The sequence below is a fragment of the Mesorhizobium sp. WSM4306 genome (genome assembly GCF_007003975.1).
Lineage (GTDB): Bacteria > Pseudomonadota > Alphaproteobacteria > Rhizobiales > Rhizobiaceae > Mesorhizobium.
This window is the reverse complement of sequence record NZ_VFTC01000023.1, coordinates 25,002-48,863: the sequence shown is the minus strand read 5'-3', so window position 1 is coordinate 48,863 and position 23,862 is coordinate 25,002. Positions and strand designations below refer to the sequence as shown.

27 protein-coding genes are annotated in these 23,862 nt (G+C 64.3%); 13 read left to right on the top strand and 14 right to left on the bottom strand.

Features of this window, described 5'->3' with window-relative positions; genetic code table 11:
- The first annotated feature begins 3 nt into the window (after nt 1-3).
- Complete coding sequence (locus FJV77_RS23520) at nt 4-969, top strand: ornithine cyclodeaminase family protein (protein ID WP_142868995.1); 966 nt, start codon at nt 4-6, stop codon at nt 967-969.
- Here the strand turns inward: FJV77_RS23520 and FJV77_RS23515 are convergent.
- The 4 genes from FJV77_RS23515 to FJV77_RS23500 all read right to left on the bottom strand — a co-directional run bounded on the left by FJV77_RS23515 (nt 959) and on the right by FJV77_RS23500 (nt 3,112).
- Nucleotides 959-1,393, bottom strand: coding sequence for a VOC family protein (locus FJV77_RS23515; RefSeq protein ID WP_142868994.1), 435 nt, complete (start codon nt 1,391-1,393; stop codon nt 959-961). The genes FJV77_RS23520 and FJV77_RS23515 overlap by 11 nt on opposite strands.
- A 118-nt stretch (nt 1,394-1,511) precedes the next feature.
- Nucleotides 1,512-1,946 (bottom strand): EVE domain-containing protein, encoded by a 435-nt coding sequence (locus FJV77_RS23510; RefSeq protein WP_142868993.1) that lies wholly within the window; start codon nt 1,944-1,946, stop codon nt 1,512-1,514.
- A complete protein-coding gene (locus FJV77_RS23505) occupies nt 1,943-2,323 on the bottom strand; it encodes a VOC family protein (protein ID WP_142868992.1) in 381 nt (126 codons plus the stop codon). The genes FJV77_RS23510 and FJV77_RS23505 overlap by 4 nt, the downstream gene beginning before the upstream one ends.
- Before the next feature lie 90 nt (nt 2,324-2,413).
- Nucleotides 2,414-3,112 carry a YafY family protein gene (locus FJV77_RS23500; protein ID WP_142868991.1) on the bottom strand — a complete coding sequence of 233 codons (699 nt, stop codon included), beginning with the start codon at nt 3,110-3,112 and terminating at the stop codon, nt 2,414-2,416.
- Between the two features lie 127 nt (nt 3,113-3,239).
- On the opposite strand from FJV77_RS23500, the gene FJV77_RS23495 reads away from it, so the two are divergent.
- The 6 genes from FJV77_RS23495 (at nt 3,240) to FJV77_RS23470 (ending at nt 10,248) form a co-directional block, all read left to right on the top strand.
- Entirely contained in the window at nt 3,240-4,316 is a 1,077-nt protein-coding gene (locus tag FJV77_RS23495) for a class I SAM-dependent rRNA methyltransferase (protein ID WP_142868990.1), read from the top strand.
- Nucleotides 4,317-4,333: 17 nt separating this feature from the next.
- Complete coding sequence (locus tag FJV77_RS23490) at nt 4,334-5,191, top strand: RNA methyltransferase (RefSeq protein ID WP_142868989.1); 858 nt, start codon at nt 4,334-4,336, stop codon at nt 5,189-5,191.
- Nucleotides 5,188-5,676 carry a signal peptidase II gene (gene lspA, locus FJV77_RS23485; RefSeq protein ID WP_142868988.1) on the top strand — a complete coding sequence of 163 codons (489 nt, stop codon included), beginning with the start codon at nt 5,188-5,190 and terminating at the stop codon, nt 5,674-5,676. Before FJV77_RS23490 ends, lspA begins: the two co-directional genes overlap by 4 nt.
- Before the next feature lie 95 nt (nt 5,677-5,771).
- The gene (locus tag FJV77_RS23480) at nt 5,772-6,761 is read left to right on the top strand and encodes an MDR family oxidoreductase (protein ID WP_142868987.1); all 990 of its coding nucleotides are present in this window, start codon (nt 5,772-5,774) and stop codon (nt 6,759-6,761) included.
- 143 nt (nt 6,762-6,904) lie between these two features.
- Entirely contained in the window at nt 6,905-9,196 is a 2,292-nt protein-coding gene (locus tag FJV77_RS23475) for an ATP-binding protein (RefSeq protein WP_142868986.1), read from the top strand.
- 164 nt (nt 9,197-9,360) lie between these two features.
- The gene (locus FJV77_RS23470; protein WP_142868985.1) at nt 9,361-10,248 is read left to right on the top strand and encodes a GNAT family N-acetyltransferase; all 888 of its coding nucleotides are present in this window, start codon (nt 9,361-9,363) and stop codon (nt 10,246-10,248) included.
- A 129-nt stretch (nt 10,249-10,377) separates the two neighbouring features.
- On the opposite strand, the gene FJV77_RS23465 is transcribed toward FJV77_RS23470, so the two are convergent.
- Both FJV77_RS23465 and grpE read right to left on the bottom strand, forming a co-directional pair.
- Nucleotides 10,378-11,010, bottom strand: a complete 633-nt coding sequence (locus tag FJV77_RS23465) for a trimeric intracellular cation channel family protein (RefSeq protein WP_142868984.1) — start codon at nt 11,008-11,010, stop codon at nt 10,378-10,380.
- 105 nt (nt 11,011-11,115) lie between these two features.
- Nucleotides 11,116-11,745 carry a nucleotide exchange factor GrpE gene (gene grpE / locus FJV77_RS23460; protein ID WP_112562714.1) on the bottom strand — a complete coding sequence of 210 codons (630 nt, stop codon included), beginning with the start codon at nt 11,743-11,745 and terminating at the stop codon, nt 11,116-11,118.
- A gap of 239 nt (nt 11,746-11,984) precedes the next feature.
- On the opposite strand from grpE, the gene FJV77_RS23455 reads away from it, so the two are divergent.
- Nucleotides 11,985-12,185: a hypothetical protein gene (locus FJV77_RS23455; RefSeq protein ID WP_142868983.1), complete on the top strand. Its 201-nt coding sequence runs from the start codon at nt 11,985-11,987 to the stop codon at nt 12,183-12,185.
- Between the two features lie 84 nt (nt 12,186-12,269).
- Nucleotides 12,270-13,292, top strand: a complete 1,023-nt coding sequence (locus FJV77_RS23450; protein ID WP_142868982.1) for a fatty acid desaturase — start codon at nt 12,270-12,272, stop codon at nt 13,290-13,292.
- A 59-nt stretch (nt 13,293-13,351) separates the two neighbouring features.
- Here FJV77_RS23450 and FJV77_RS23445 read toward each other — a convergent pair whose 3' ends face one another.
- The 7 genes from FJV77_RS23445 to cysG all read right to left on the bottom strand — a co-directional run bounded on the left by FJV77_RS23445 (nt 13,352) and on the right by cysG (nt 20,711).
- Nucleotides 13,352-13,972 (bottom strand): DJ-1/PfpI family protein, encoded by a 621-nt coding sequence (locus FJV77_RS23445; RefSeq protein ID WP_142868981.1) that lies wholly within the window; start codon nt 13,970-13,972, stop codon nt 13,352-13,354.
- Nucleotides 13,973-14,167: 195 nt separating this feature from the next.
- Complete coding sequence (locus FJV77_RS23440) at nt 14,168-15,775, bottom strand: GMC family oxidoreductase N-terminal domain-containing protein (protein WP_142868980.1); 1,608 nt, start codon at nt 15,773-15,775, stop codon at nt 14,168-14,170.
- A gap of 96 nt (nt 15,776-15,871) precedes the next feature.
- The gene (locus FJV77_RS23435; protein WP_142868979.1) at nt 15,872-16,405 is read right to left on the bottom strand and encodes a DUF934 domain-containing protein; all 534 of its coding nucleotides are present in this window, start codon (nt 16,403-16,405) and stop codon (nt 15,872-15,874) included.
- Between the two features lie 119 nt (nt 16,406-16,524).
- On the bottom strand, nt 16,525-17,289 hold the full coding sequence (locus FJV77_RS23430) for a phosphoadenylyl-sulfate reductase (protein WP_142868978.1): 765 nt from the start codon (nt 17,287-17,289) through the stop codon (nt 16,525-16,527).
- Nucleotides 17,264-18,934 (bottom strand): nitrite/sulfite reductase, encoded by a 1,671-nt coding sequence (locus FJV77_RS23425; RefSeq protein WP_142868977.1) that lies wholly within the window; start codon nt 18,932-18,934, stop codon nt 17,264-17,266. Before FJV77_RS23425 ends, FJV77_RS23430 begins: the two co-directional genes overlap by 26 nt.
- Nucleotides 18,935-18,969: 35 nt before the next feature.
- Nucleotides 18,970-19,263 carry a DUF2849 domain-containing protein gene (locus tag FJV77_RS23420; RefSeq protein ID WP_142868976.1) on the bottom strand — a complete coding sequence of 98 codons (294 nt, stop codon included), beginning with the start codon at nt 19,261-19,263 and terminating at the stop codon, nt 18,970-18,972.
- Nucleotides 19,260-20,711 carry a siroheme synthase CysG gene (gene cysG, locus FJV77_RS23415; protein ID WP_142868975.1) on the bottom strand — a complete coding sequence of 484 codons (1,452 nt, stop codon included), beginning with the start codon at nt 20,709-20,711 and terminating at the stop codon, nt 19,260-19,262. Before cysG ends, FJV77_RS23420 begins: the two co-directional genes overlap by 4 nt.
- Here cysG and FJV77_RS23410 point away from each other — a divergent pair.
- The 3 genes from FJV77_RS23410 to FJV77_RS33065 all read left to right on the top strand — a co-directional run bounded on the left by FJV77_RS23410 (nt 20,710) and on the right by FJV77_RS33065 (nt 22,012).
- Nucleotides 20,710-20,910 (top strand): hypothetical protein, encoded by a 201-nt coding sequence (locus tag FJV77_RS23410; protein WP_142868974.1) that lies wholly within the window; start codon nt 20,710-20,712, stop codon nt 20,908-20,910. The two genes, cysG and FJV77_RS23410, sit on opposite strands and share 2 nt — an antisense overlap.
- Before the next feature lie 212 nt (nt 20,911-21,122).
- Complete coding sequence (locus FJV77_RS23405; protein ID WP_142868973.1) at nt 21,123-21,572, top strand: host attachment family protein; 450 nt, start codon at nt 21,123-21,125, stop codon at nt 21,570-21,572.
- Between the two features lie 206 nt (nt 21,573-21,778).
- On the top strand, nt 21,779-22,012 hold the full coding sequence (locus tag FJV77_RS33065; RefSeq protein WP_246691369.1) for a hypothetical protein: 234 nt from the start codon (nt 21,779-21,781) through the stop codon (nt 22,010-22,012).
- A gap of 22 nt (nt 22,013-22,034) precedes the next feature.
- Here FJV77_RS33065 and FJV77_RS23400 read toward each other — a convergent pair whose 3' ends face one another.
- The gene (locus FJV77_RS23400; RefSeq protein ID WP_142868972.1) at nt 22,035-22,844 is read right to left on the bottom strand and encodes a helix-turn-helix transcriptional regulator; all 810 of its coding nucleotides are present in this window, start codon (nt 22,842-22,844) and stop codon (nt 22,035-22,037) included.
- A gap of 99 nt (nt 22,845-22,943) precedes the next feature.
- Here FJV77_RS23400 and FJV77_RS23395 point away from each other — a divergent pair, with 99 nt between their 5' ends.
- Nucleotides 22,944-23,861, top strand: a complete 918-nt coding sequence (locus FJV77_RS23395) for a zinc-binding dehydrogenase (protein WP_142868971.1) — start codon at nt 22,944-22,946, stop codon at nt 23,859-23,861.
- Nucleotide 23,862: the final 1 nt, after the last annotated feature.

Sequence of the window (23,862 nt, the reverse complement as noted above, 5' to 3'; positions counted from 1 at the left end):
TGCATGCTGACCATTTCGGCCGACGCTGTCGACCAGGCGCTGACCTTTCCCGGACTGGTCGAGACATTGCGGACGGCCTTCCGCGAGGGTGCTGTACAACCTGTCCGACACCATCACGGCGTCGAGCGACCCGACGGCGCCACGTCCACGCTGCTTTTGATGCCGGCCTGGACCGACTTCCATGCCGCCGGCACCTCGGCGGGCGGCCATATCGGCGTCAAGATCGTCACCGTATCGCCCGACAACAACGCCATCGGCAAACCGGCTGTGATGGGGCTCTACCTCCTGCTCAACGGCGCCACAGGCGAGCCCGAGGCGCTGATCGACGGCCAGCGGCTGACGCAGTGGCGCACCGCTTGCGCCTCGGCGCTCGCCGCCTCCTATCTCGCCCGCGAGGACGCCTCGCGGCTCTTGGTGGTAGGCGCCGGCGCGCTGTCGCCATTCCTGGCCAAGGCGCATTCGGCGGTTCGGCCGATCAAGACCATCCGCATCTGGAACCGCACGCCCGCCAATGCCAAAAAGGTTGCGGCCGATTTGCGCAAGGAAGGTTTCAACGCTGAAGCTGCTAGCGATCTCGACGCCGAGCTTGCTCAGGCCGACATCGTCTCATCGGCGACGATCACGACGGCTCCGCTCGTCAAGGGTGCGCTGCTGAAGCCGGGCGCGCATGTCGATCTGGTCGGCGGCTTCACGCCGACCATGCGCGAAAGCGACGACGACGCGATCACGCGTGCCCGCATCTATGTCGACACCCGCGCCGGCGCCACCAAGGAAGCCGGTGACATCGTCCAGCCGCTCGCCTCCGGCGTGCTGAAGCCGGAGGCCATCGTCGCCGATCTGCATGAACTGGCGCGCGGCGAAAAACAAGGCCGGCAGAGCCCCGGTGAGATCACGCTGTTCAAGTCGGTCGGCGCAGCGCTTGAGGACCTCGCCGCCGGCATCGCCGTCTACAACGCTCTCAAGCCGTAGCGTCTGCCGCCGCTACGGCGCCAGCCTTGCGATCGAACTTCCGGATCGCTTCCGCGCTGACCGGGGTGAAGAAGTTCACCAGATTGCCGTCGGGGTCGCGCAGCATCAGCGATCGGTTGCCCCACGGCATCGTCGTCGGCGTCTGGACGAAGCCGCCGATGATTTTCGCCAGCCTGCTGTACTCCGCGTCGACATCGCCGACACGAAACTCGATGATCACTGAGCGATTGGCGGCCGGCTGCGCCACATCCGCCCCGAACAGCGCCAGCGTGCGCGTGCTGCCGATCGCCAGCGTGCAGGAGGGCGTTGCCAGCTCGGCGAAATCGTCGGTGAACCAGCTTGCGCTAAGCCCGGTGATCGTCTCGTAGAATGCCACCAGAGGTTTGATCTGGTCGGTGATGATGCGGATCGAGACGAAGTCCATATTATTCTCCTTGGGGAGGCGGCGGATCAGGTGACGATGCGCTTGTCGCACAAGGCTGCTGACAGCTTGGCGTCAGCAGCCTTGTCACCATGGCCGTGCCAATCCGGGAGCTGAAGACCTAGGCTGCCTTCGTGGTTTCGGCGCCCATCGCCTCGGCGATCAGCGAGAAATCATGCGCGGTGATTTCGAACAGGCCAAAGCGCAGCTGATAACCCCAGTTCGATTTGCCCGCGGTGAAGTCGAGTTGTTCGAGCAGCGGCTTGATTGGTGCTTCCTCAGCCTTGGCCCATGCGACATCCCTACGGAACGGCGTAAAGCCGGCGCCCATGTCGCCCTGGTAAGGTTCGCCTTCGCGCACGGTGCCGATCGCCGTGAAGGCCTGCAGGTGATCCTTCTCGCGCAGAATTGTGGTCGGCGAGTAGTAGACGATGCCGTCACCTGGCTTGATGCGGCGCAACGGCGCCGCCTTGCCGTGATTGACCTGCATGAAGCCGGCCTCGCGGCCGCGCCGCACATGTTCGGCGGAAGCCACCGCGATCCAATGGGCACTCATCCCTGTTCTCCGTCGTTCAGCCAATAAACGCGCAGCCGGTGGTTGTCGGGATCGAGCGCAACGAAGGTGCGGCCGAAATCCATGTCGGTCGGTGTTTGCAGGATGGCCAGGCCGTGCCCTGCCCAGTCCGTATGCGTGGCATCGACCGCTGCCGCGTTTTCGACCGCCAGCACCAGTTCGCCGCCACCGCCTGCCGCGGCAGCCGCCGGCTCCACCGTATGGCGCGACCAGAGGCCGAGCTTGAAGCCATTGTCGAGCACGAACAGCACAAAGGTCGGCGAAGTCTCCACCGGCTGGCGTCCCAACAGCGCGCTGTAAAAGGCGCCGCTCCGCTCTGGGCTGTCGACATAGAGGATGACGAAATTGGGGGTGTTCATGTCTGCTCTCCAGGGTTCGATTGGAGGAGCATACGCGGCCCCACTGTCAGATTCTGGCAGCAGCGGGTTTGCGAGCGCATGGAAAAAGTATCACGCGTCAGGCTGGCGCTTTGGCGCATCCAGCGTGACGCGCCATTCCTTCAGCATCGCCTGGCGGCGGCGCGGATAGCGGACGTCGGTGGCCTTCAGGTCGGACATCCGGTCGGCACGAAAGTGGCGGAAATCCTGGCGCGTCTCGCACCAGGCCACCATCACCCGCACCTTGTCGAAGAAGCCGATCGCAAACGGCCAGACCATGCGCTCGGACGCGGCGCCACCGGCATCGCGGTAGACAAAGCCGAGTTTTCGCTCATTGCGGATCGCCTGACGCACCACACCGAGGTCGATGCTCTCGACGGCATCGCCGCGCGGCCCGACGAGCAACGTGGTGGCATCGAGGTCTTCACGCAGATCGTCCGGCAGCACCGCGGCGATCTTGGCCAGCGCGTCGGTGGCGGCCGCCGACAGCCGCTTGTCCGGTTGTCTGGCAACCCAGCGCGATCCCAGCACAATGGCCTCGATCTCCTCGTCGGTGAACATCAGCGGCGGCAGCATGAAGCCGGGTTTCAGCACATAGCCCAGCCCCGCCTCGCCCTCGATCGGCGCGCCCTTCCCTTGCAGCGTTGCGATGTCGCGATAGAGCGTGCGGATCGACACATTCATCTCGCCGGCAAGCGTGTGGCCGCTGACCGGCCGGCGATGCCGGCGCAGGATCTGGATCAGGTCGAGCAGGCGTTCGGAACGGGACATCGCCCAGATTTGCCTGTTTCCTCAGGCGAGGTCCACCACCTCGGACATTCGTATGTTGGACCATTTTGTTTGCGCAGCCGGTGACCCTATGTCAAAAGCGGCCTGCCGCCTCCGGAGACGTTCCTGCTTGAAGTCTTTTCGCGACAAACGCCGCGACAACCGTCCGCCCGCAAAGGGCAGGGCCGAACACGTGCGGCCGCAGCCGGCCGCTGCGCCAGTCCGACCGGAAGCCAAGCGCCACGAAACAAACCCGGACGACCGGTCTGAGCCCAAGCCCGTGCCGCGCATCCTTGCGCGCCGCGACGGCGCCCTGCCCGCCGAACGCCTGCCGGTGATCCTCGAGGTGGCGCCCAATCAGGATTATGCGCTGCTCGACAGCGGTGCCGGCGAAAAACTCGAACAATACGGCCCTTATCGCATCGTGCGGCCCGAAGGCCAGGCGATCTGGCAAAAGGCCTTGCCGGCAAGGGACTGGGACCGCGCCGACGCCGTCTTCACCGGCGACACCGACGAGGAGGGAATCGGCCGCTGGCGTTTTCCGAAAATGCCGCTTGGCGAGACCTGGCCGATGAAGCATGACGGCATTGATTATCTCGGTCGCTTCACCTCGTTTCGCCATGTCGGCGTCTTTCCCGAGCAGGCTTCGCATTGGGACCATATGGCCGGCCTGATCGCGGCGGCGAAGCGCCCGGTCAAGGTGCTAAACCTGTTCGGCTACACCGGGCTCGCTTCTCTCGTGGCAGCCCGCGCGGGTGCCGAGGTCACCCATGTCGATGCCTCCAAGAAGGCGATCGGCTGGGCGCGTGAAAACCAGGAAATGGCCGGCCTCGGCAGCAAGCCGATCCGCTGGATCGTCGACGACGCGGTGAAATTCGCCGAGCGCGAGGAACGCCGCGGCAGCCGCTACGACATCATCCTGTTCGACCCGCCCGCCTATGGTCGCGGCCCAAAGGGCGAGGTCTGGCAATTGTTCGAGGATTTGCCCGGGCTGACCGACCTCTGCCGCGCGATCCTGACGCCGAAGCCGCTGGCAGTGGTGCTGACCGCCTATTCGATCCGCGCTTCGTTCTTCGCCATCCACGCCCTCATGCGCGACACCTTCGCCGGCATGGGCGGCACGGTTGAATCGGGCGAACTGATCATCCGCGAGCAATCCGCCGGCCGGGCGCTGTCGACATCGCTGTTTTCGCGCTGGGTGGCCTGAGTGCCCGGGAGTCATAAATGAATGAGCGGCACGCCGGCGCGCCGGGGCAGGTGAAGGAAGTCACCAGCCTCGCCAATCCGCTGATCAAGGACATCAAGGCGCTGGCGCAGAAGAAATTCCGCGACCAGCAGAATGCCTTCATGGCCGAAGGGCTGAAGCTGGTCATCGACGCGCTCGATCTCGGCTGGTCGATCAAGACGCTGGTTTTCGCCAAGGCCGGTCGTGGCAATCCGGCGGTCGAAAAGGTTGCGGCGCGCACGGTTGCCGCCGGCGGCACGGTTCTCGAAGTCTCCGAAAAAGTGCTGGTCGCCATCACCCGCCGCGACAATCCGCAAATGGTGGTCGGCGTTTTCCAGCAGAAACTTCTGCCGCTGAAGGACATCCGCGCCCGCGACGGCGATGTCTGGGTGGCGCTCGACCGGGTGCGCGATCCCGGCAATCTCGGCACTGTCATCCGCACCGTCGACGCCGTCGGCGCCAAGGGCGTCATCCTGGTCGGCGAAACCACCGACCCGTTTTCCGTCGAAACCGTGCGCGCCACCATGGGCTCGATCTTCGCCGTGCCGGTAACCAGGGCCACGCCGGACGCGTTCCTGGCCTGGCGAAACAGCTTTTCGGGCCTCGTCGTCGGAACCCACCTGAAAGGCGCCGTCGACTACCGCTCGGTCGATTTCTCCAGGGGTCCGGTGCTCCTGATGATGGGCAACGAGCAGCAAGGCTTGCCCGACAACCTGGCGGAAAGCTGCGACCGGCTGCTCCGGATTCCGCAGGCCGGCCGGGCCGATTCACTGAACCTGGCGGTCGCCACCGGAATCATGCTGTTCGAGATCCGGCGCGGCGCCCTGAAGCTTGCTCCCGAGGACGCCAAATCGTGAAATCATGGTCCCCCTATGCGCTGGTTGCCGTCGTCGCCTTTGCGCTCGACCAGTGGATAAAATACCTGGTCGAGACCAGCCTCGCCTTTCAGGAAAAGATTGACCTGGTGCCGTTCCTGGCGCTGTTTCGCACCTTCAACACCGGCATTGCCTTTTCGATGTTCGAGTCCTTCGGCGACACCGGTCTGGTGGTGATTGCGATTCTCGTCGTCGCTTTCGTGCTCTATCTCGCGACGCGTACGCCGCCCGGCCATGTGCTTGCCCGCATCGGCTTCGCGCTGATCATCGGCGGCGCGCTCGGCAATCTCGTCGACCGCGCTACGTATGGCCACGTCATCGACTACATCCTGTTCCACACGCAGACTTGGTCCTTCGCCATCTTCAACCTCGCCGACGCCTGCATCTCGGTCGGTGCGGCGCTGGTCGTCTTCGACGAGTTCATCGGCTGGCGGCGCGAGGCGAAGCCGGAAAGCCCCGACGCCTGAATGCTTCTTTCGACTGATTGACCTCGCCGGACCGCCGCCGCACAGTCCGGCCAGCCCTTGCCAGCCTTCACAGCTGTTCGACCGAGGAGAAAAAAGTGTCCGAGACCTTCAAAGCCATCCTCGTTTCGCGAGACGCCGAAAAGAAGCAGTCGGTCGAGATCGTCGACCTCAGCGAAGCCGAGCTGATGGAAGGCGATGTCACCGTTGCGGTCGAGGCGACGACGGTCAACTACAAGGACGGGCTGGCCATCACAGGCAAGGCGCCGGTGATCCGCCGCTGGCCGCTGGTGCCGGGCATCGATTTCGCCGGTACCGTTCTCTCGTCGTCGCACGCCGACTGGCGCAAGGGCGACAAGGTCATCCTCAACGGCTGGGGTGTCGGCGAAACGCATTTCGGCGCCTATGCCGGGCGCGCCCGTGTCAAGGGCGACTGGCTGGTGCCGTTGCCCGACGGCATCAGCGCCCACGATGCGATGGCGGTCGGCACCGCCGGCTATACGGCGATGCTGTGCGTCATGGCGCTGGAGCGGCACGGCATCCTGCCGGATCGCGGACCGGTGGTGGTGACGGGTGCCGCCGGCGGCGTCGGCTCGGTCGCGGTCTCGATCCTGTCCAGCCTCGGCTACCACGTCATCGCCTCGACCGGCCGCAACGCCGAGAGCCCCTATCTGATCGACCTCGGCGCCGCCGAAGTGATTTCGCGCGACGAACTCTCCCAGCCGGCCAAGCCGCTGGCCAAGGAGCGCTGGGCCGGCGGCATCGATGCCGTCGGCAGCCACACTCTGGCCAATGTGCTGTCGATGACCGCCTACGGCGGCGCGGTCGCCGCTTGCGGCCTGGCCGGCGGCATGGATCTGCCGTCGAGCGTGGCGCCGTTCATCCTGCGTGGCGTCTCGCTGCTTGGCATCGATTCGGTGATGGCGCCCAAGGCGGTGCGCCTGGAGGCCTGGCGCCGCATCGGCAGCGATCTCAATCTGGAAAAGCTCGCCGGCCTGTCGACGACCATCGGCTTCGACGGCATCATCGCCGCCGCTCACGACATCGTCGAGGGCAAGATCAGGGGCCGCGTGGTGGTGGATATGTGAGGCTCGGAAGCATGATCCCGAAAAGGGAATCCGGTATTCGGAAAAGATCATGCGATGCGGAAAACCGCCAAAAATGCATGACCGCTAAAATTCGAACGATCCGCCGCGCTTTTCCATAATCTCTATCTGGCAAGGATTTCCGCATGATCGCGGAGTCCGCCAGGAAAGAGAAAAACCGTGCCGAAAGCGTCGACGGGCCGAGCCCGGCAACGCCGAAGCGGCAGCATGTTGTCCCACCGCCGCTGGCGCCGGATTTTCCGCGCGCCACGCACGAGGGCCTGCTGTTCTTGACCGTGGTCGCCAGTGTCGTGCTGGCGGGCCTGTCCCACCTCACCGGCGCGCCGATCTTCATCACGCTCGGCCTGCTGGCGACCGGCCTTGGCGGGGTCGCCATGCATCTGCGCGGCCGCCGCACCGTACATCGCGCGACCGCCTTGCTCGACGAAACCGCCGCCCGCAGCCGCGCCGAGATCGAGACGCTTGCCGACCGCATGTGGGAAATGCAGGAGAGCGAGGAGCGTTTTCGCGGCTTGATCGATGCGCTCGGCGATCTCGTCGTCCACCGCGACCGCGACGGCCACATCGTCTATGCCAACAAGGTTTTCGCCAGCCTCGTCGGAATCGATCAGCGCGATCTTGCCAGCAGGACGCTGGCTGACCTAGGCATCGATGTCGGTATCGTTCCCGACGCCGCCTTTTCGGATCACGAATGCCTGAGTTCCACCGACGTCTCCATCCGCACACCGAGCGGCCCGCGCTGGTTCTCGTGGATCGAACTGTCGGTGCGCGACAAGGATAGCGGCGCCGTTTCGCACCGGGCGATTGCCCGCGACATCACCGCCCGCAAACGTGCCGAATCCTCGCTCATCACAGCGCGCGAGCGCGCTGAATATGCCAGCCAGGCCAAGTCGCGCTTCCTCGCCACCGTCAGCCATGAGATCCGCACGCCGATGAACGGCATCATGGGGATGGCCAAGCTGCTGGCCGACACCAATCTGTCGCCGGAGCAGCGCACCTATGTCAGCGCCGTCTCGACCTCGGCCAGCGCGCTTTTGGCGCTCATCGAGGACCTGCTCGATTATTCCAAGATCGAGGCCGGCCGCTTCGACCCGGAGCCGCAGCCGACATCGTTGCGTGAGATTGCCGACAACATCATCGAACTGATGGCGGCGAAAGCCTTCGCCAAGAACATCGGTCTCGGCTGTCACGTCGAGCCCGACGTGCCGCAGATGATCATGGCCGATCCGGGAAGAGTGAGGCAAGTGCTGCTCAACCTGATCGGCAATGCGATCAAGTTCACCGACGCCGGCGGCGTGCTGGTTTCCGTTGCACGGGCCCGCACCGAGACCAGCGACCGCATCTGCTTCACCGTCGCCGACACGGGCCCTGGCCTGCGCGAAGAGGATATGGAGCGCATCTTCGAGGAGTTCGAACAGTCCGACGGCACCTCGACCCGCACCCATGGCGGCGCCGGCCTCGGCCTTGCCATATCGAGGCGCCTGGTGACCGCCATGGGCGGCGCCATTTCAGTGTCGAGCCGGCTTGGTGAGGGATCGGAATTCGTCTTCGAGCTCCCGGCCACAGGAGCCACCGAAGCGCCGCAGAACCGGCAGAACATCCTCGCCGGCCGGCGCGCCGTGATCGTGTCGAAGAACGCTGTCGAGGCCAATGCCATCGCCCGCACCATTCGCGCCTATGGCGGCGCCGTCGATGTGGCCGCGACCGCTGCCCAGGCGACGCCTTTCACCGAACATTGCGACGTGCTGTTGATCGACGCCGCTACGGAAGATAGCGACGGCAGGCTGCTCAAGCGCCTGCGCCAGAGCGGCTTTGCCGATTGCGAGGCGATCACGCTGATCGCGCCGACCGACCGCGGCATGCTTGGCGAATTCCGCGCCAGCGGCTACGCCACCTTCCTGGCAAGGCCGGTGCGCGGCGAAACGCTGCTGCGCGTGTTGTTGACCAGCCATGCTCCTGCTTTACCCCTGCCCACGAAGCCGGAAAAAAGCGGCGCGTCGTCGCTTCGCGCCGCTGGCGCGCGCCATCAAGGCCTGTCGGTGCTGATTGCCGAAGACAACGACATCAACGCCATGCTGGCCCGCGCCACCCTCTTGAAGGCAGGCCACCGGGTCAAGGTGGTCGGCAACGGCAAGGCGGCGGTCGAGGCGATAACCGAAGCCGGGCTGAAACATCGCTTTGACGTGGTGCTGATGGATCTGCACATGCCGGTCATGGACGGGCTGGACGCAATCGCGGCCATCCGCCGCCACGAGGAAGAAATGGCCGTGCCGCCGGTTCCGATCATGGTGCTTTCGGCCGACAGCCAGGAAAAGACCCGCCACACAGTGCTTGCCCATGGCGCCAGCGGCTTCGTCACCAAGCCGTTAGACCCCGACGCTTTGGTCCATGCCGTCGAAGGCCAGGTGGCCGCCTGAGGCCGCCCCAACGTGCTCTCTGCCGCCACGTAAGGTAGCCGGTTGAGGGTTTTCGCCAGCCGACGAAGTATTGCCCGCTACGCCGTATCACGGTACTGTCACAATCCTGTTGCACCTACACCGTATCCCCGTGCCAAGAGGGATGGCTCGAAGGAGAATCACTCGTGCATACAGTTATGCCGGAATGTGACACTCGGCCCAACGCAGGCGGTGCTTTGCTCGCCGCGCGTAACGCCGATGCCGTCGCAACAGGCGCACCGCTGGGCCGGATCGGTAATCTCGAGGTGCGGCTTGCCCGCAACGAAGCCGAGATCGCTGCCGCGCAGGAAGTGCGCTACCGGGTATTTTATGACGAGCTTGGCGCCAGGAAGGACCTGTTCCAGGCACAGGATCGGCGTGATGCCGACCGTTTCGACCCGCTCTGCGACCATCTGCTGGTGCTGGACACCTCGATTTCCGGACCCGAGCATCGCCGCATCGTCGGCACTTATCGGCTGCTGCGGCAAGAAATCGCAGCGACCGCCGGCGGCTTCTATTCCGAAGGCGAGTTCGAGTTGACAAAGCTGATTGCCCGTCATCCCGGACAGCGCTTCCTTGAGCTCGGCCGCTCCTGCGTTCTTAAGGAATACCGCTCCAAGCGCACCATCGAGGCGCTGTGGCAAGGCATCTGGGCCTATATCAAGCACTATGAGATCGGTGTGATGACCGGCTGTGCCTCGTTCCACGGCACGGTGCCGGCGGCGCATGCCGAGGCGCTTACCTATCTTGCCCATCACTGCCGCACCAACTCAGCCTGGGATGTGCGGGCTGTGTCCGGGCGCTATTGCTCGATGGACCTGATGCCGATCGAGGCGGTAAACGCCAAGGCGGCGATCGCGGCCATGCCGCCGCTGGTCAAGGGCTATCTGCGCGTCGGCGCCCGCATCGGCGACGGCTGCGTCATCGACCGCGAATTCTCCACCGTCGATGTGTTCGTGGTGATGCCGGTCAAGGAAATCGGCGCCCGCTACGTCAACTATTATGGCGGCGAAGCGCAGCGCTTTGCGGCGTGAGGCAGTAGGCAGTAGGCAGTAGGCAGTAGGCAGTAGGCAGTAGGCAGTAGGCAGTAGGCAGTAGGGAAGGCTGCCGGAGTTCGTGACTACTGACTATTCCCTACTCACCAATCCCTACTCACTTCCCCCTTACGGAATATCCTCCGGCCGCCGTCCCGGCCGGCTCTTGTAGGACGGAAACGTCCAGCCGAATTTGAGCGCACCGCCACGCACCAGGAAAGCCGCGACAAAGCCGGCAAGGTCCGAGGCGAGCGGCGGCAATCCGATAAGATCGCCAAGTGTGTAGAGGCCGGCGCCCGCCAGCGCCGCGCTGACGTAGATTTCGGGCCTCAGCAGCACTGATGGCTCGCCGGCCAGCAGATCGCGCAGGATGCCACCGAATGTGGCGGTCAGCACGCCCATAATGACGGAGACGACCGGGGAACCGGTAATGGCCAGCCCCTTGGCCGCGCCCATCACCGAAAAGGCCGCCAATCCGATGGCATCGAGCCAGAGCAGCCATTTCCAGCGGGATTCGACGCGGTGGGCAGTAAAGAAGACCAGCACCGCAACCACTGCGCAGATCAGCACATAGCCTGAGTTGCCGACCCAAAAGACGGGCAGGTTGAGGATGACGTCGCGCAGCGTGCCGCCGCCGATGCCGGTGACGCTGGCCAGGAACAGGAAACCGATAATGTCGAGCTGCTTGCGCGAAGCCGCCAGCGCCCCGGTCGCCGCAAAGACGGCGACGCCAGCATAGTCGAGGAGGTCGATGGGATTCATGGGCTGAGCGAATAGTGAGTAGCGAATAGTGAGTAGGGGAATAGCACGAAGCCACAGATTAGTATCAGTCCCCTACTCGCTAGTCCCTATTCGCTACTCGCTCTCTCACGCATCCTTCTCGGCCTGCTCGTTCACCGGACCCGGCTCGACAGGCGCCTCGGCGGCCGCGATCTTGGGGCCGCCCTTGGCGACGCCGACCATGGCGGGCCGCAGCACGCGCTCGCCGATCGAATAGCCCGGCTGCACGACCTGGACCACGGTGTTGGCTGGCACGTCGGGATTGGGCACCTCGAACATCGCCTGGTGGAAATTCGGGTCGAACTTCTCGCCTTCCGGCTCGAGCTTCTTGACCCCGTGCCGCTCCAGCGCCGACAGCATGGCGCGCTCGGTGATCTCGACGCCGTCGATCAGCGCCTTGAAGCCGGCATCTCCGGCTGCCTTGGCCTCGGCCGGGATGGCATCGAGCGCGCGGCGCAGATTGTCCGACACCGACAGCATGTCGCGGGCGAAATTGGCCACCGCATAGGCGCGCGCGTCATGCACGTCGCGGGCGGTGCGGCGGCGCAGATTTTCCATCTCTGCCGCCACGCGCAGCGCGCGGTCCTTCAGCTCTTCATTTTCCTTCAGCAGCCGCACCAGCGCTTCATAGTCGCCGTCAATGCCGCCTTGCGTGCGCTCGGCCTCGGCCGTTTCGATATCCTCGGGCGCGCGTTCGTCTTTTGCCTGGTCGCTCATCGCCGTTTCCCGTCATTCGAATGGTTTGGATTTGCGCCCGATATCGAGGTTTGGCGGTCAAAAATCAAGGGGCAAGCGATGCTTGGGGCCGTTCAGAGGACCTTGGCACGGATCGCGAGGGTCTTTCGAAATTAATTCAAATTTTACCGTGATTGCCGGCTTTGCTTGCCAATACCGCGCTATGGGGGAACCATTCCGTGGCTGGAGGAGTTTCGAAGCCAATACAGGATTTTGGGACAATGACAGGCAAGAACGGCAACAGGAGCGAAGAGCTCGCCGCCGATATCAAGCGCCAGTTCGGCACCGAGGCAACGAAGCGCTTCCTGCGCAGCTTGCCGGCATTCCGCACCGAGGCCGACATTCCGGAGCATTTTCGGGATCTGCTCGACCGTCTGGACGGCATAGAAGCCAGCGTGGCAGGCGGCCAACGCCGGCTATAGCGATGCAATCGCGCGACAATTACGCGCAGTAATTTAGCGTGAGCTTGTCCTTGCGGCAGCGGGGAGGCCCGCCTATGCTTCCTGATGAACATGATTTCCCCCGAGACGGCCGCCAACAGCAAGCGCGCCTGGTTGAAGATTCTGGCGCGCTACAAAAAGCCCGACCGGCGGCGTAGCACCCTGGAACTGGCCATCACCCTCATTCCTTTCGTCACGCTGTGGGCGCTCTCTTCGGCTGCGTATTCCTACGGCCACTGGTGGGGTCTGATCCTCATCCTTCCCGCCGCCGGCTTTCTGGTGCGGATCTTCATGATCCAGCACGATTGCGGCCACGGCTCCTTCTTCGCCAACCGCACCGCCGACGACTGGATTGGCCGCGCGCTGGGCGTGCTGACACTGACGCCCTACGACTGCTGGCGCCGCGCTCATGCAGTGCATCATGCTAGCGCCGGCAACCTCGACGAGCGCGGCATGGGCGACATCAGGACGCTGACCCTGGCCGAGTACCGGCGCCTGTCATGGCGCGGGCGCCTTGCCTATCGTCTTTACCGCCATCCGCTGGTGATGTTCGGCCTCGGGCCGATCTGGCTGTTCATCTTCGAGCAGAGACTGCCGATCGGCATGATGCGCGGCGGGCTGACGCCCTGGGTGTCGTCGATGACCACCAATCTCGCCATTGCGATTGCCGCAGCCCTTCTCATCTGGTGGATCGGCCCCGGCGCTTTCCTGGTCGTCCATCTGCCCATCGTTGTCCTCGCCGGTTCGGCCGGCATCTGGCTATTCTACGTCCAGCACCAGTTCGAGGAGACGGAATGGGCGAAAGACGAAGAGTGGGAGTTCCAGCGTGCCGCGCTGCACGGCTCGTCCTATTATGACCTGCCGCCGGTGCTGAACTGGTTCACCGGCAATATCGGCGTCCACCACGTCCACCATCTCTCGGCCAAGGTGCCGGGCTACAGGCTGCAGGAAGTGCTGCGCGACTATCCGGAACTGCGCGGCATCGGCCGCGTCACGCTGCTCGACAGCCTGCGCTGCGTCAAGCTGGCGCTTTGGGACGAGAAGCGCCGCAAGCTGATCTCGTTTCGCGAGGCGCGGGCTATGGCCTGAAATAATCCGCCGCGCCAAGGCGCGGCGGATTTCCAGAACCGGCTATTTCCAAAAGCTGCTCAGGCGGCCTTGCGCTCGTCGCGCATCAGAGCCTTGCCATCGCGGATTTCGGTGCCGAGCACCTTCAGACATTCGCGCATGAAGGCGGCGAGGCCGGGCCAGCCCTTGGCCGACACCAGATTGCCGTCGACATGGGCGCCGGTCGGCGCGACATCGATGTAGATGCCGCCGGCAAGCGTCACCTCCGGCTCGCAATATTGCAGCGCCGCGACTTCCCTGCCGCGCACCACGCCGTCGACCGCGATCAGGATCTGCACACCGTGGCAGATGGTGAAGATCGGCTTGCCGGTCTCGTGGAAATGCCTGACCAACGCCTGCACCCTTTTGTCGATGCGGATATATTCGGGACCACGCCCGCCGGCGGCATAGACGGCATCATATTGAGCCGGATCGACCTCGGAAAACGTCTTGTTGAGGATGTAATCGTGGCCGAGCTTTTCGGTGTAGGTCTGGTGGCCCTCGAAATCGTGCAGCGAGGTCTTCAATATGTCGCCGGCCTTCTTGTCGGGACAGACGACGTGGACGGTGTGGCCAACCGCATGCATCGCCTGTTCAAAGACGAAAATCTCATACTCCTCGCTGAACTCGCCAACGAGCATCAATATCTTCTTGCCTGCCATGCCGGTCTCCTCCCTTGCTGGCCATTATTTCGGATCGCGAAATAATGGCCCTATCCTAAGGGCAGGCTCGCGAAAGGAAAAGCCCAAATCGCACAATTGGTCTGACCAGATTGAAGTTTGCTAGACGTGAGTTGGGCGGCTTATCAGCGCAGTCAGGGGGAAACGGCAAAGTTGGTCCGACCACGAGGCGAGAAATCAGGCAGCGGCCCTGATCATATCAGCCGCCTTTTCGGCAATCATGATGGTCGGCGCATTGGTATTGCCGCCGATCAGCGTCGGCATCACCGAGGCGTCGACGACACGCAGCCCCTGTAGTCCGCGCACCTTGAGCTGCGGATCGACGACGGCCATGGCGTCGACGCCCATCTTGCAGGTGCCGGCCGGGTGATAGATCGTGTCGGCGCGAGCGCGGATATGGGCCATCAGCTCGGCATCGCTGGAAACGCCGGCGGTATAGATCTCCCTGTCGCGGTACTTTGCCAGCGCCGGCGCCTCCAAAATGCCGCGCATCATCCTGGCACCCTTGAGCAGCAGGTCCCCGTCCCGTTCGTCGGATAAAAAGCGCGGATCGATGCGCGGCGGCGCCAGCGGGTCCGGGCTCGACAGGCCGACCTCGCCGCGCGAATGCGGCCGAAGCACGCAGACATGGCAGGAAAAACCGTAGCCCAGATGCAGCTTGCGCCCATGATCGTCGACGATGGCGATACAGAAATGCAGTTGCAAATCGGGCCGGTCGACCGCCGGATCGGATTTGAGGAAGGCGCCACCTTCCGCATAGGGCGTGGCGATCATGCCGGTGCCGTTTCTGCGCCAGCGCATTATGTGCCTGAGCAGGCCGGGCAGACCGCGCAGACCGATGCCCATCATGTCGGCATCCTTCGACGTCCAGGCCAGGATGAAATCGAGATGGTCTTGCAGGTTCTTCCCGACGCCGGGCAGTTCGTGCGTGACGGCAATGCCGTGCCCGGCAAGCTCGTCGGCCGGACCGATGCCGGATAGGAGCAGGAGCTGCGGCGAGCCGAAGGCGCCGCCGCAGACGATGACCTCGCGCCTGGCCTTGGCCACGGCCTCGCTGTTGCCCTTGCGGTACCGAACCCCGGTGGCGCGCTTGCCGTCTAGCACAATGCCGGTGGCATGCGCGCCGGTGATGACGGTGAGGTTCGGCCGGCTCATCGCCGGATGCAGATAGGCGGCGGCTGCCGAGCAGCGTTCGCCATTTCGGTCCCCACCCCAGAATTGCGTGACCTGATAAAGCCCCGCCCCTTCCTGTTCCGGCCCGTTGAAATCATCATTGCGGCGGATCTGGTTTTCGCCACAAGCCTCGACAAAGGCGCGCGCGATCGGGCGCGGCTCCTGCTGTTCGCCGACCCTGAGCGGCCCGTCGCTGCCGTGCAGCGCATCCGCGCCGCGCTGGTTGCCTTCGGCGCGCTTGAAATAGGGCAGCACCTCGCCCCACGACCAGCCCTGGCAGCCGAGACCGGCCCATTCGTCGTAATCGCCGCGATGCCCTCGCGTGTAGAGCATGGCATTGATGGCGCTGGAGCCGCCAAGCGCCTTGCCGCGCGGCTGGTAGCCCTTGCGGCCGCCAAGCCCTTGCTGCGGCACCGTTTGCAATCCCCAATTGTTGATCTTCGGCCGGCCAGGCAGCAGCGCGATGATGCCCGCCGGCGCCCGGATGAGCAGGTTCCTGCCCTCGCCGCCCGCTTCGATCAGGCAGACGGTTTTCGACGCATCTTCCGAGAGCCGTGCGGCAAGCGTGCAGCCGGCAGACCCGCCACCGGCAATGACATAGTCGAAATCCATGGCTCCTCCCCTGGCGTCACGCGGATGTTTCCGTCTGGACCGCCAAGAGAAGGCTCGATTTCAGCTGATGTAAAGGCGGGTGGAATTACCGCTGCGTCAGCTGTTGCGAACGCGCCGCCAGGAGTATTTCGGCCCCTTCGGCTCAGACGCTTCGGTCGGCTGATAATACAGCCCGAGCCCGCCGACGCGGCCTTCTTCCAGGCGCTTCAGCAGCACCGGGTTGGAAATCTCGAACTCGTCGAAGCCGAGCCGCAGCATATGCGGCAGTTGGTCGACAAGAACTTGCCCGGTGGCACGGACCGCGCCCTCGAAATGGTAACGGCTGCGCAGTAGCTCGCCCTTGGAGAAGGAGCGGCCATCGTTGAAGGCCGGAAAGGCCAGCGCCACCAGCGACAGCTGGTCGAGCAGATCGGCAATCTTCTCCAGCTGGTCGCCTGGCTGCAGCACCACGCCAAGCCGCTCCTTTGCCGAGCGCCGCACCTCCGCATCAAGGCCGAGAAACGCCTGCAGTGGCAGGACAAAGCGGCCGTTGCCGGCCAGCGCATCGGCGCTTTCGGCATGGCTCCACTCGTCTTCGCGAAAACCCTCCGGGGTCCAGAGCCGGGTCTCCGGTGTCGTCGGTTCAGTCATCAGAAATTCCTAAAGCCCAAAAAATCGAAAGTCCGCTGAAGGCCAGTCCACAAGAAACCGGCGGCGTCCGAGTGGAAGCCGCCGTTTGCAGGCCGGTCTCACCTGAATATCAACATATCCTATAGCGATGCGTCGGTCAGCGACTTCTCCAGCCCCGACAGATGGATGCCGCACTCGGTCTTGGCGTGTCCGGCCCAGCGGCCGCTGCGCGCATCCTCGCCCGGCTGCACCGGCTGCGTGCACGGGAAGCAGCCGATCGACAGATAACCATAGGCGACCAGCGGATTTTCGCGCAGCGCATGCGCGCGCATGTAGTCGGCCTGGTCCGACGTCGTCCAATGCGCCAGCGGATTGATGCGCACGCGTGGGCCGACCGCCTCGAACACGGGCAACGCTGCCCGCGTCGAGGCCTGGAAGCGCTTGCGGCCGGTGAACCAGGCGCGGAAGGGCGCCACGCCCCGCGCCAGCGGCTCGACCTTGCGCACGTCGCAGCAGGCGTCGGTGTTGCTCTGGTGCAGAGTGCCGGTCGGATCGATCCGTTCGAGCGCTGCCTCTTCCGGCTTGATCACCCTGATGTTGGTCAGGCCGAAATCGGCGGCGAGCGCATCGCGGTAGCCGAGCGTCTCCTCGAAATGCTTGCCGGTGTCGAGGAAGATGACAGGCAGCGTGCGGTCGACCTTGGCGATCATGTGCAGCAGCACTGCAGAGTCCGCGCCGAACGACGACACCGCCGCGATCTCATCGTGAAACAGCTCGCGAGCGGCGCGTTCGATGATCTCGAGCGGGCTCAGATGCCCATAGAGCGCGTCGAAGCCCGCCGCTTTCGCGGCGATGCTGTCGTCGACGTCGACGATACGGTCAAGCGGCCTTGGTTTCGCCAGCATAGAGCGCCTCCTTGAACGGCGCGGGACCGACACGGCGGTAGGCGTCGATAAAACGTTCACTGGGACTGACCCGAAGGCCGAGATAGGTGTCGACGATCTGCTCGATGGCGTCGGTGATCTCTTCCGAGGAAAAGCCGCGGCCGATGATCTCGCCGACCGAGGTGTTCTCGTCGGCCGAGCCGCCCAGCGTTACCTGGTACAGCTCGGAGCCTTTCTTCTCGACACCGAGAATGCCGATATGGCCGACATGGTGGTGGCCACAGGCATTGATGCAGCCGGAGATCTTCAGCTTCAATTCGCCGATCTCGCGCTGCCGCTCGAGCGAGGCGAAGCGAAGCGAGATTTCCTGGGCAATCGGGATCGAACGCGCGGTCGCCAGCGCGCAATAGTCGAGACCAGGACAGGAAATGATGTCGCTGATCAGATTGGAATTGGCCGTCGCCAGCCCGATATCGACCAGCGCGTCATAAACCGCCTTGAGGTCGGCGCGCGCCACATGCGGCAGGATGAGGTTCTGCTCATGGCTGACGCGCAATTCATCGAAGGCGTATTTCTCGGCGATGTCGGCGACAGCTTCCATCTGGCTGTCGGTGGCGTCGCCCGGCACCTCGCCAATGCCCTTCAGCGAAATCGTCACCGCCGCATAGTCGGGATGGCGATGCGTCACGACATTCTGGTCGAGCCAGTCCGAGAAGCTCTTTGAATCCAACCGTGCAAGCTTGACCGCCGCGTCGCCTTCCGGCCGATCCACCAGCTGAGGCGGCGCGAAATAGGCGTCGATGGCGCGGATGTCGGCGTCCGGCAGCTTCAGCTCTGCGTCCTTCAGTTCCTGCCACTCGGCCTCGACCTGGCGGGTGATTTCCTCGACGCCGGTCTCGTGCACCAGGATCTTGATGCGCGCCTTGTATTTGTTGTCGCGGCGGCCATAGAGATTGTAAACGCGCAGGATCGCCGTGCAGTAGGACAGAAGGTCGGCTTCCGGCAGGAAATCGCGGATCTTCTTGGCCACCATCGGCGTACGGCCCTGGCCGCCACCGACATAGACGGCAAAGCCGAGTTCGCCGGCCGCGTTCTTCTTCAGATGCAGGCCGATATCATGCGTCTGGATGGCGGCGCGGTCGCGCTCGGCCCCGGTCACCGCGATCTTGAATTTTCTGGGCAGGAACGAGAATTCCGGATGCACCGACGACCACTGCCGCAAGATTTCGGCATAGGGGCGCGGATCGGCGACCTCGTCGGCGGCGGCGCCGGCAAAATGATCGGCGGTGACATTGCGGATGCAATTGCCGCTAGTCTGGATGGCGTGCATCTCGACGCTAGCGAGATCGGCCAGGATCGCCGGAATGTCCGACAGCGCCGGCCAATTGAACTGGATGTTCTGGCGCGTGGTGAAGTGGCCGTAGCCCTTGTCGTATTTGCGCGCGATGTGACCGAGCATGCGCAACTGCTTGCCGTTCAGCGTGCCATAGGGCACGGCGATGCGTAGCATGTAGGCGTGCAGCTGCAGGTAGACGCCGTTCATCAGCCGCAGCGGCCGGAACTGGTCCTCGGTGATCTCGCCGGACAGCCGACGCTCGACCTGGTCGCTGAACTCGGCGACGCGGGCCTGGACAAAATCGTGGTCGAACTCATCGTAACGGTACATGCTTCGTCTTTCAGGGCGCGTCCGCCCGTATTTTGTTACGCTGCCCGCGCAGCCTGCTTGCCCAGGTCTTCGCGGATGGTGGGGCCGGCGGCGCGGATCTTTTCGCGCAGCCGCACCGGCTCGACGACGCCATTGACGACCTCAGCGTCGATCAGATTGACGTCGACGACTTCATTGTCGGCATAGGCCTTGGCGCCGATAGCCTCGAGGCGATCCTCGGCCACCTTGTCATGGGCGAGATCGGCGTGGTTCACCGTCTCGGCCCAGCCGCCATCGGCATACCAGACGGCGATTCCGTCGGTGAGGCGGTTTGCGGTCAGTATCTTCATGGTTCGACCTCTGCGGCGGCCGCGTTGGCGGCGCTCTCAAGACTATGTGCCGCGAGCGGCTCGGAACGTTCAAAGTTGGCGCCGGCAACCGCATCGCCAATGATGGTCATGACCGGTCCGGTCAGATCGGCGCGCGCCTCCAGCGACGGCAGGTCGGCCAGCGTGCCGTGGAAACGGCGGCGGCTCTGCAGGCTGGCATTCTCGACCACGGCGACCGCCGTATCCGGCGACAGGCCGGCCTCGATCAGCCGCCCTGCAACCTCGGCCGCGACCGAGCGACCCATATAGACGGCGACGGTGGCGCCGGATATGGCGAGCTTGGCCCAGTCCGGCAGCGAGTTGCCCTTGAGATCATGGCCGGTGGTGAACACCATCGACGACGATACGCCGCGCAATGTCAGCGGCAGTTCGAAATCGGCGGCGGCAGCAAAGGCAGCGGTGACGCCGGGGACAACGTCATAGGCGATGCCGGCATCTCGGAGTGCTGCCATCTCCTCACCGGCGCGGCCGAACACCAGCGGGTCGCCCGACTTCAGCCGCACGACACGCTTCCCCTCGCGGCCAAGCTCGACCAGCAGCGCGGTGATTTCGGCCTGGCTCTTGGTATGGCAGCCCTTGCGTTTTCCCACAGGCAGCCGCTCGGCGTCGCGGCGGCCCATGGCGACGATCGCCTCCGGCACCAGCGCGTCATATACGATGACGTCGGCTTCCATCAGCAAGCGATGCGCGCGCAGCGTCAGAAGATCCTCAGCGCCCGGCCCGGCGCCAACCAGGGCGATGTGCCCCGAAGCCGGAGCCTTCGACAGCAGCAGATCGGCGGCGGCGTCGTGCGCCTGCGAAAGGTCGCCGGCTTCGACGGCGCGCGCCGGCGCGCCCTGGAAAAAACTGCCCCAGAACTGGCGGCGGGCATTGCCTTTCGGCAGCAGCTTTTCGGCGGCGCCACGAAACGAGGCGGCAAGCGTTGCCAGCGGCCCGAGCGAGGGCGACAGCATGCGGTCGATGCGGCTGCGGAGCATCTGCGCCAGCACCGGGCCGGCGCCTTCGGTGCCGATGGCGATGGCGACGGGCGCGCGGTTGACCAGCGCCGGGGTAAAGAAATCGCACAGCTCCGGCCGGTCGACAGCATTGACCGGAATGCCAAGCCGGCGCGCATCTTCGGCGACGCGGCGATCGAGCGCCTCGTCGCCGCTGGCGGCAAACACCATGACCGTGCTTTCGAGATGTGCGGCATCGTAAGGCGCTGAGATGTGGGTGGCGCCGGTCGCGGCGATGAAGCTCAGCAGTTCGGCGTCGGCGATCTCAGCGATGATGCGCAGTATCGCGCTCGACTGATCGAGCAGCCGCGCCTTGGCCAAAGCCTCGGCGCCGCCGCCGACGATGGCCACGGCTTCGCCCTCGACCCGCAGGAAGACGGGGAAAGCGTTGAGCTTGGGATTGGCCTGCGGCATGACGAACAGATTCCGGAACAAGGTGGCAGTTTTACGCGCGAGCGTGAAAAAGCTGAAGGAACCCACTCGCGCATCCCCTGACGGGAGGCAATCGGTTTTCCGCAAGCCGGAAGGCCAAGAGAAAAATATTCCATATCCGCACGTCGAGCGGATTCAAGCTGCTGCCGCAGGCCTTGTTCTGCGGCTCTTTTATCCGTGAGTTGCCCGAGCCGCAAAATTGTTTTTTCTAAATTCTACCAATTTAGTAGATTAAAGCCGTCGACCATGCCGCCGGGGCGGTTGAATCGCCACAGAGATGGCCGTTGCCGGCCCTCGGCAAACCATGGAACGTTCCCGCTCCGCCGCGCGTTCTGACCTTGCCGAAACAGACAAATCGTCGGCTGAGCTGAACCCTTCAAGCAGGAGCGCGCAATGAACAAAATCAATCTGAAACATGGCCTTCTGGTCATTGTGGCCGATGGCGAGAAGGCGCTGTTCCTCAAGAACGAAGGCGACAACCTCTACCCGAACCTGCAGCTCTTCCAGGAGATGAAGCAGGACAATCCGGCAACGCGCGAGCAAGGCAGCGACAGCCCCGGCCGCTACAATGACGGCCCCTCCATGCATCGCAGCGCCGTCGAGGACACCGACTGGCACCGGCAGGGCAAGGAGCGCTTTGCCGAAGAGATCGCCGAGCGGCTCTACAAGCTCGCCCATCACGGCATCTTCGACGACATCGTGCTGATCGCGCCGCCGCTGGTGCTCGGCGCCATGCGCAAGAAACTGCACAAGGAAGTCACCGACAAGGTGCAGGCCGAGATACCAAAGACGTTGACCAACCATGCCGTGATCGACATCGAGGCCATGCTGCAAGCGGCCTGACACCCAACCGGGTTGCCCATCCGACATCCGCTATCAGGCGCGCGCAGCGGTTCTGCTGCGCGCGCCTTTGGTTCTTCAGCACCTCTGGCCAGCAATCTCCGGCTTGCGGGTTGCATCGCCGGCGCACCCTCCACCATATTGGAAAAGGCGGCGGCTTCGGGCGGCGCACCCCGACATCACGGTTCTTGAAAGGCGCTCCATAGACAATGCCGCATGACACGCCCCTTATCGCCACCATCGTCGCCGGTCTGGGGCTGGCATTCATCTTCGGGCACTTGCCAACCGATTTCGCATCCCGCCGCTGGTCGGCTATCTCGTCGCCGGCGTGCTGGTCGGGCCGAACCATGGGCGAACGCGAAATCGCCCGCGGCATCGTGGAAGAGGTGCTGGGGCAAAAGCCTATGCCGCGCCCCGAAGCCCTTGGACCCACCCCGGCCTGAGGCTTGCCCACAGGCGCGTTAATTACGCCACGAAGGCAGAGCCGCCATTTTGCGCGACGCTCGCGAGGTACTTTGCCGGCGGCTTGCCAAGCGCCTTCTTGAACATGGTGATGAAGGCGGTGACGGAGCCATAGCCGAGATCGCTCGAGACCTGCTGCACGCTGGCGCCGGAGGCCAGCTCCCTTATGGCGACGATCAAATGCAGTTGCTGGCGCCAGCGGCCGAAGCTCAGGCCGGTCTCCTTGACCACGAGACGAGCGAGGCTGGTTTCTGAGAGCGCGACGCGGTTGGCCCATTCGGCAAGAGTGCTGCGGTCGGCAGGGTCTTGCGCCAACGCTTCGGCGATCCGCCGCAACCGCGGTTCGGCGGAGATCGGCAAATGCAGTTGCTGGACCGGCATGCGCGGCAGTTCGGAGAGCAGAATTCGGGCCAAGAGTTCGTCCCTCGCCTCATCCTCCCCCAGGCGATCGGACAGCTCGATGATCAGTTCGCGCAGCAGCGGCGAGATCGACAGCGTGCAGCACCGGTCCGGCAGCTCGGCGGCCCCCGGCTCGATGTAGACGAAGAAAATCCGCGCATTGGCCGTCGCGATGTTGCTGTGTTCCATGCCGCCGGGAATCCACACCCCGCAATGCGGCGGCACCATCCACAGGCCGCCGGGGACGCGGCATGTTACGCCCCCGCCGAGCGCGAAGACGAGCTGGCCCTTGCGGTGCCAGTGGGCAGCCACTTCCACCTTGGTGTCGGTGACGTCGACGCGCACAGCAATCGCCGGTGCGACCACGTCATCGACATCGAAATTCACCCAGGGGTAGCGAAGAGGCTGTCTCATGATTGACGGCTTTTAGCGACTATTCGCCACGATAGCTAAATTCTTTGGTCGAGGAAGTCGATAGGATCCGGTCCGCAAACCAGCTGGAAGGTACGACCCATGCGCGCCCTCGTCATGTCTCCCGACAGCACCACCGGGCTCAAATTCGCCGAGGTCGATGAACCCCAGCCGCTCGCGAACGAGGCACTTGTCTCGGTCCACGCAACCTCGTTGAACCGTGGCGAGTTGCGCCTGCTCACCATACGTCCGGCGGGCTGGATACCCGGCCAGGACGTGGTTGGAATTGTCGAGCGGGCAGCAGCTGACGGCACCGGGCCTGCCGTTGGCGCCCGGATTGTGGCTTTGGTCGACGAAGCCGGCTGGGCCGAACGTGTCGCCGCTCCGACAGACCGTCTTGCAGTCGTACCGGATGAGGTCAGCGTCACTTCCGCCGCCACGCTTCCGGTTGCGGGCACGACGGCGCTGAGGGTCTTGCGCCATGGCGGTGACCTTGCAGGCCAGCAGGTATTGATCACCGGCGCCAGCGGTGCGGTCGGCCGTTTCCAGATCCAGATCGCTCGCGAGCAAGGCGCCTCGGTGACAGCCATCGCCGCCGCCCGGCATGCAGGGGATCTGCGCGGCCTCGGAGCCGAGGAGGTCGTCGAGTCCATCGAATTGGCCAAGGGGCTGTTTTCGCTGATCACTGAGTCGGTCGGCGGCCAAAGCCTCGCCCACGCGATCGAACGCGTCGCACCAGGCGGCACCATCGTCATGTTCGGCTCGAGCAGCGGCCAACTGACGCCAATTGGCTTCAGACAGTTCGTTCCCGGCCACGAGGGGGCGAGGCTTCAGACCTTCGCCTACTACACATCAGGCGCAGGCATCGGTGCCGATATCGCTTCGCTGCTCACGCTGGTTGCAACTGGCCGGCTGGAAACCCGCGTGTCCCTGACCCTGCCGTGGACAGACATCGCCCAGGCCCTGGATGCACTGCGAGCGCGCAGCTTCAGCGGCAAGGCTGTGCTCACCATAGCCTGAA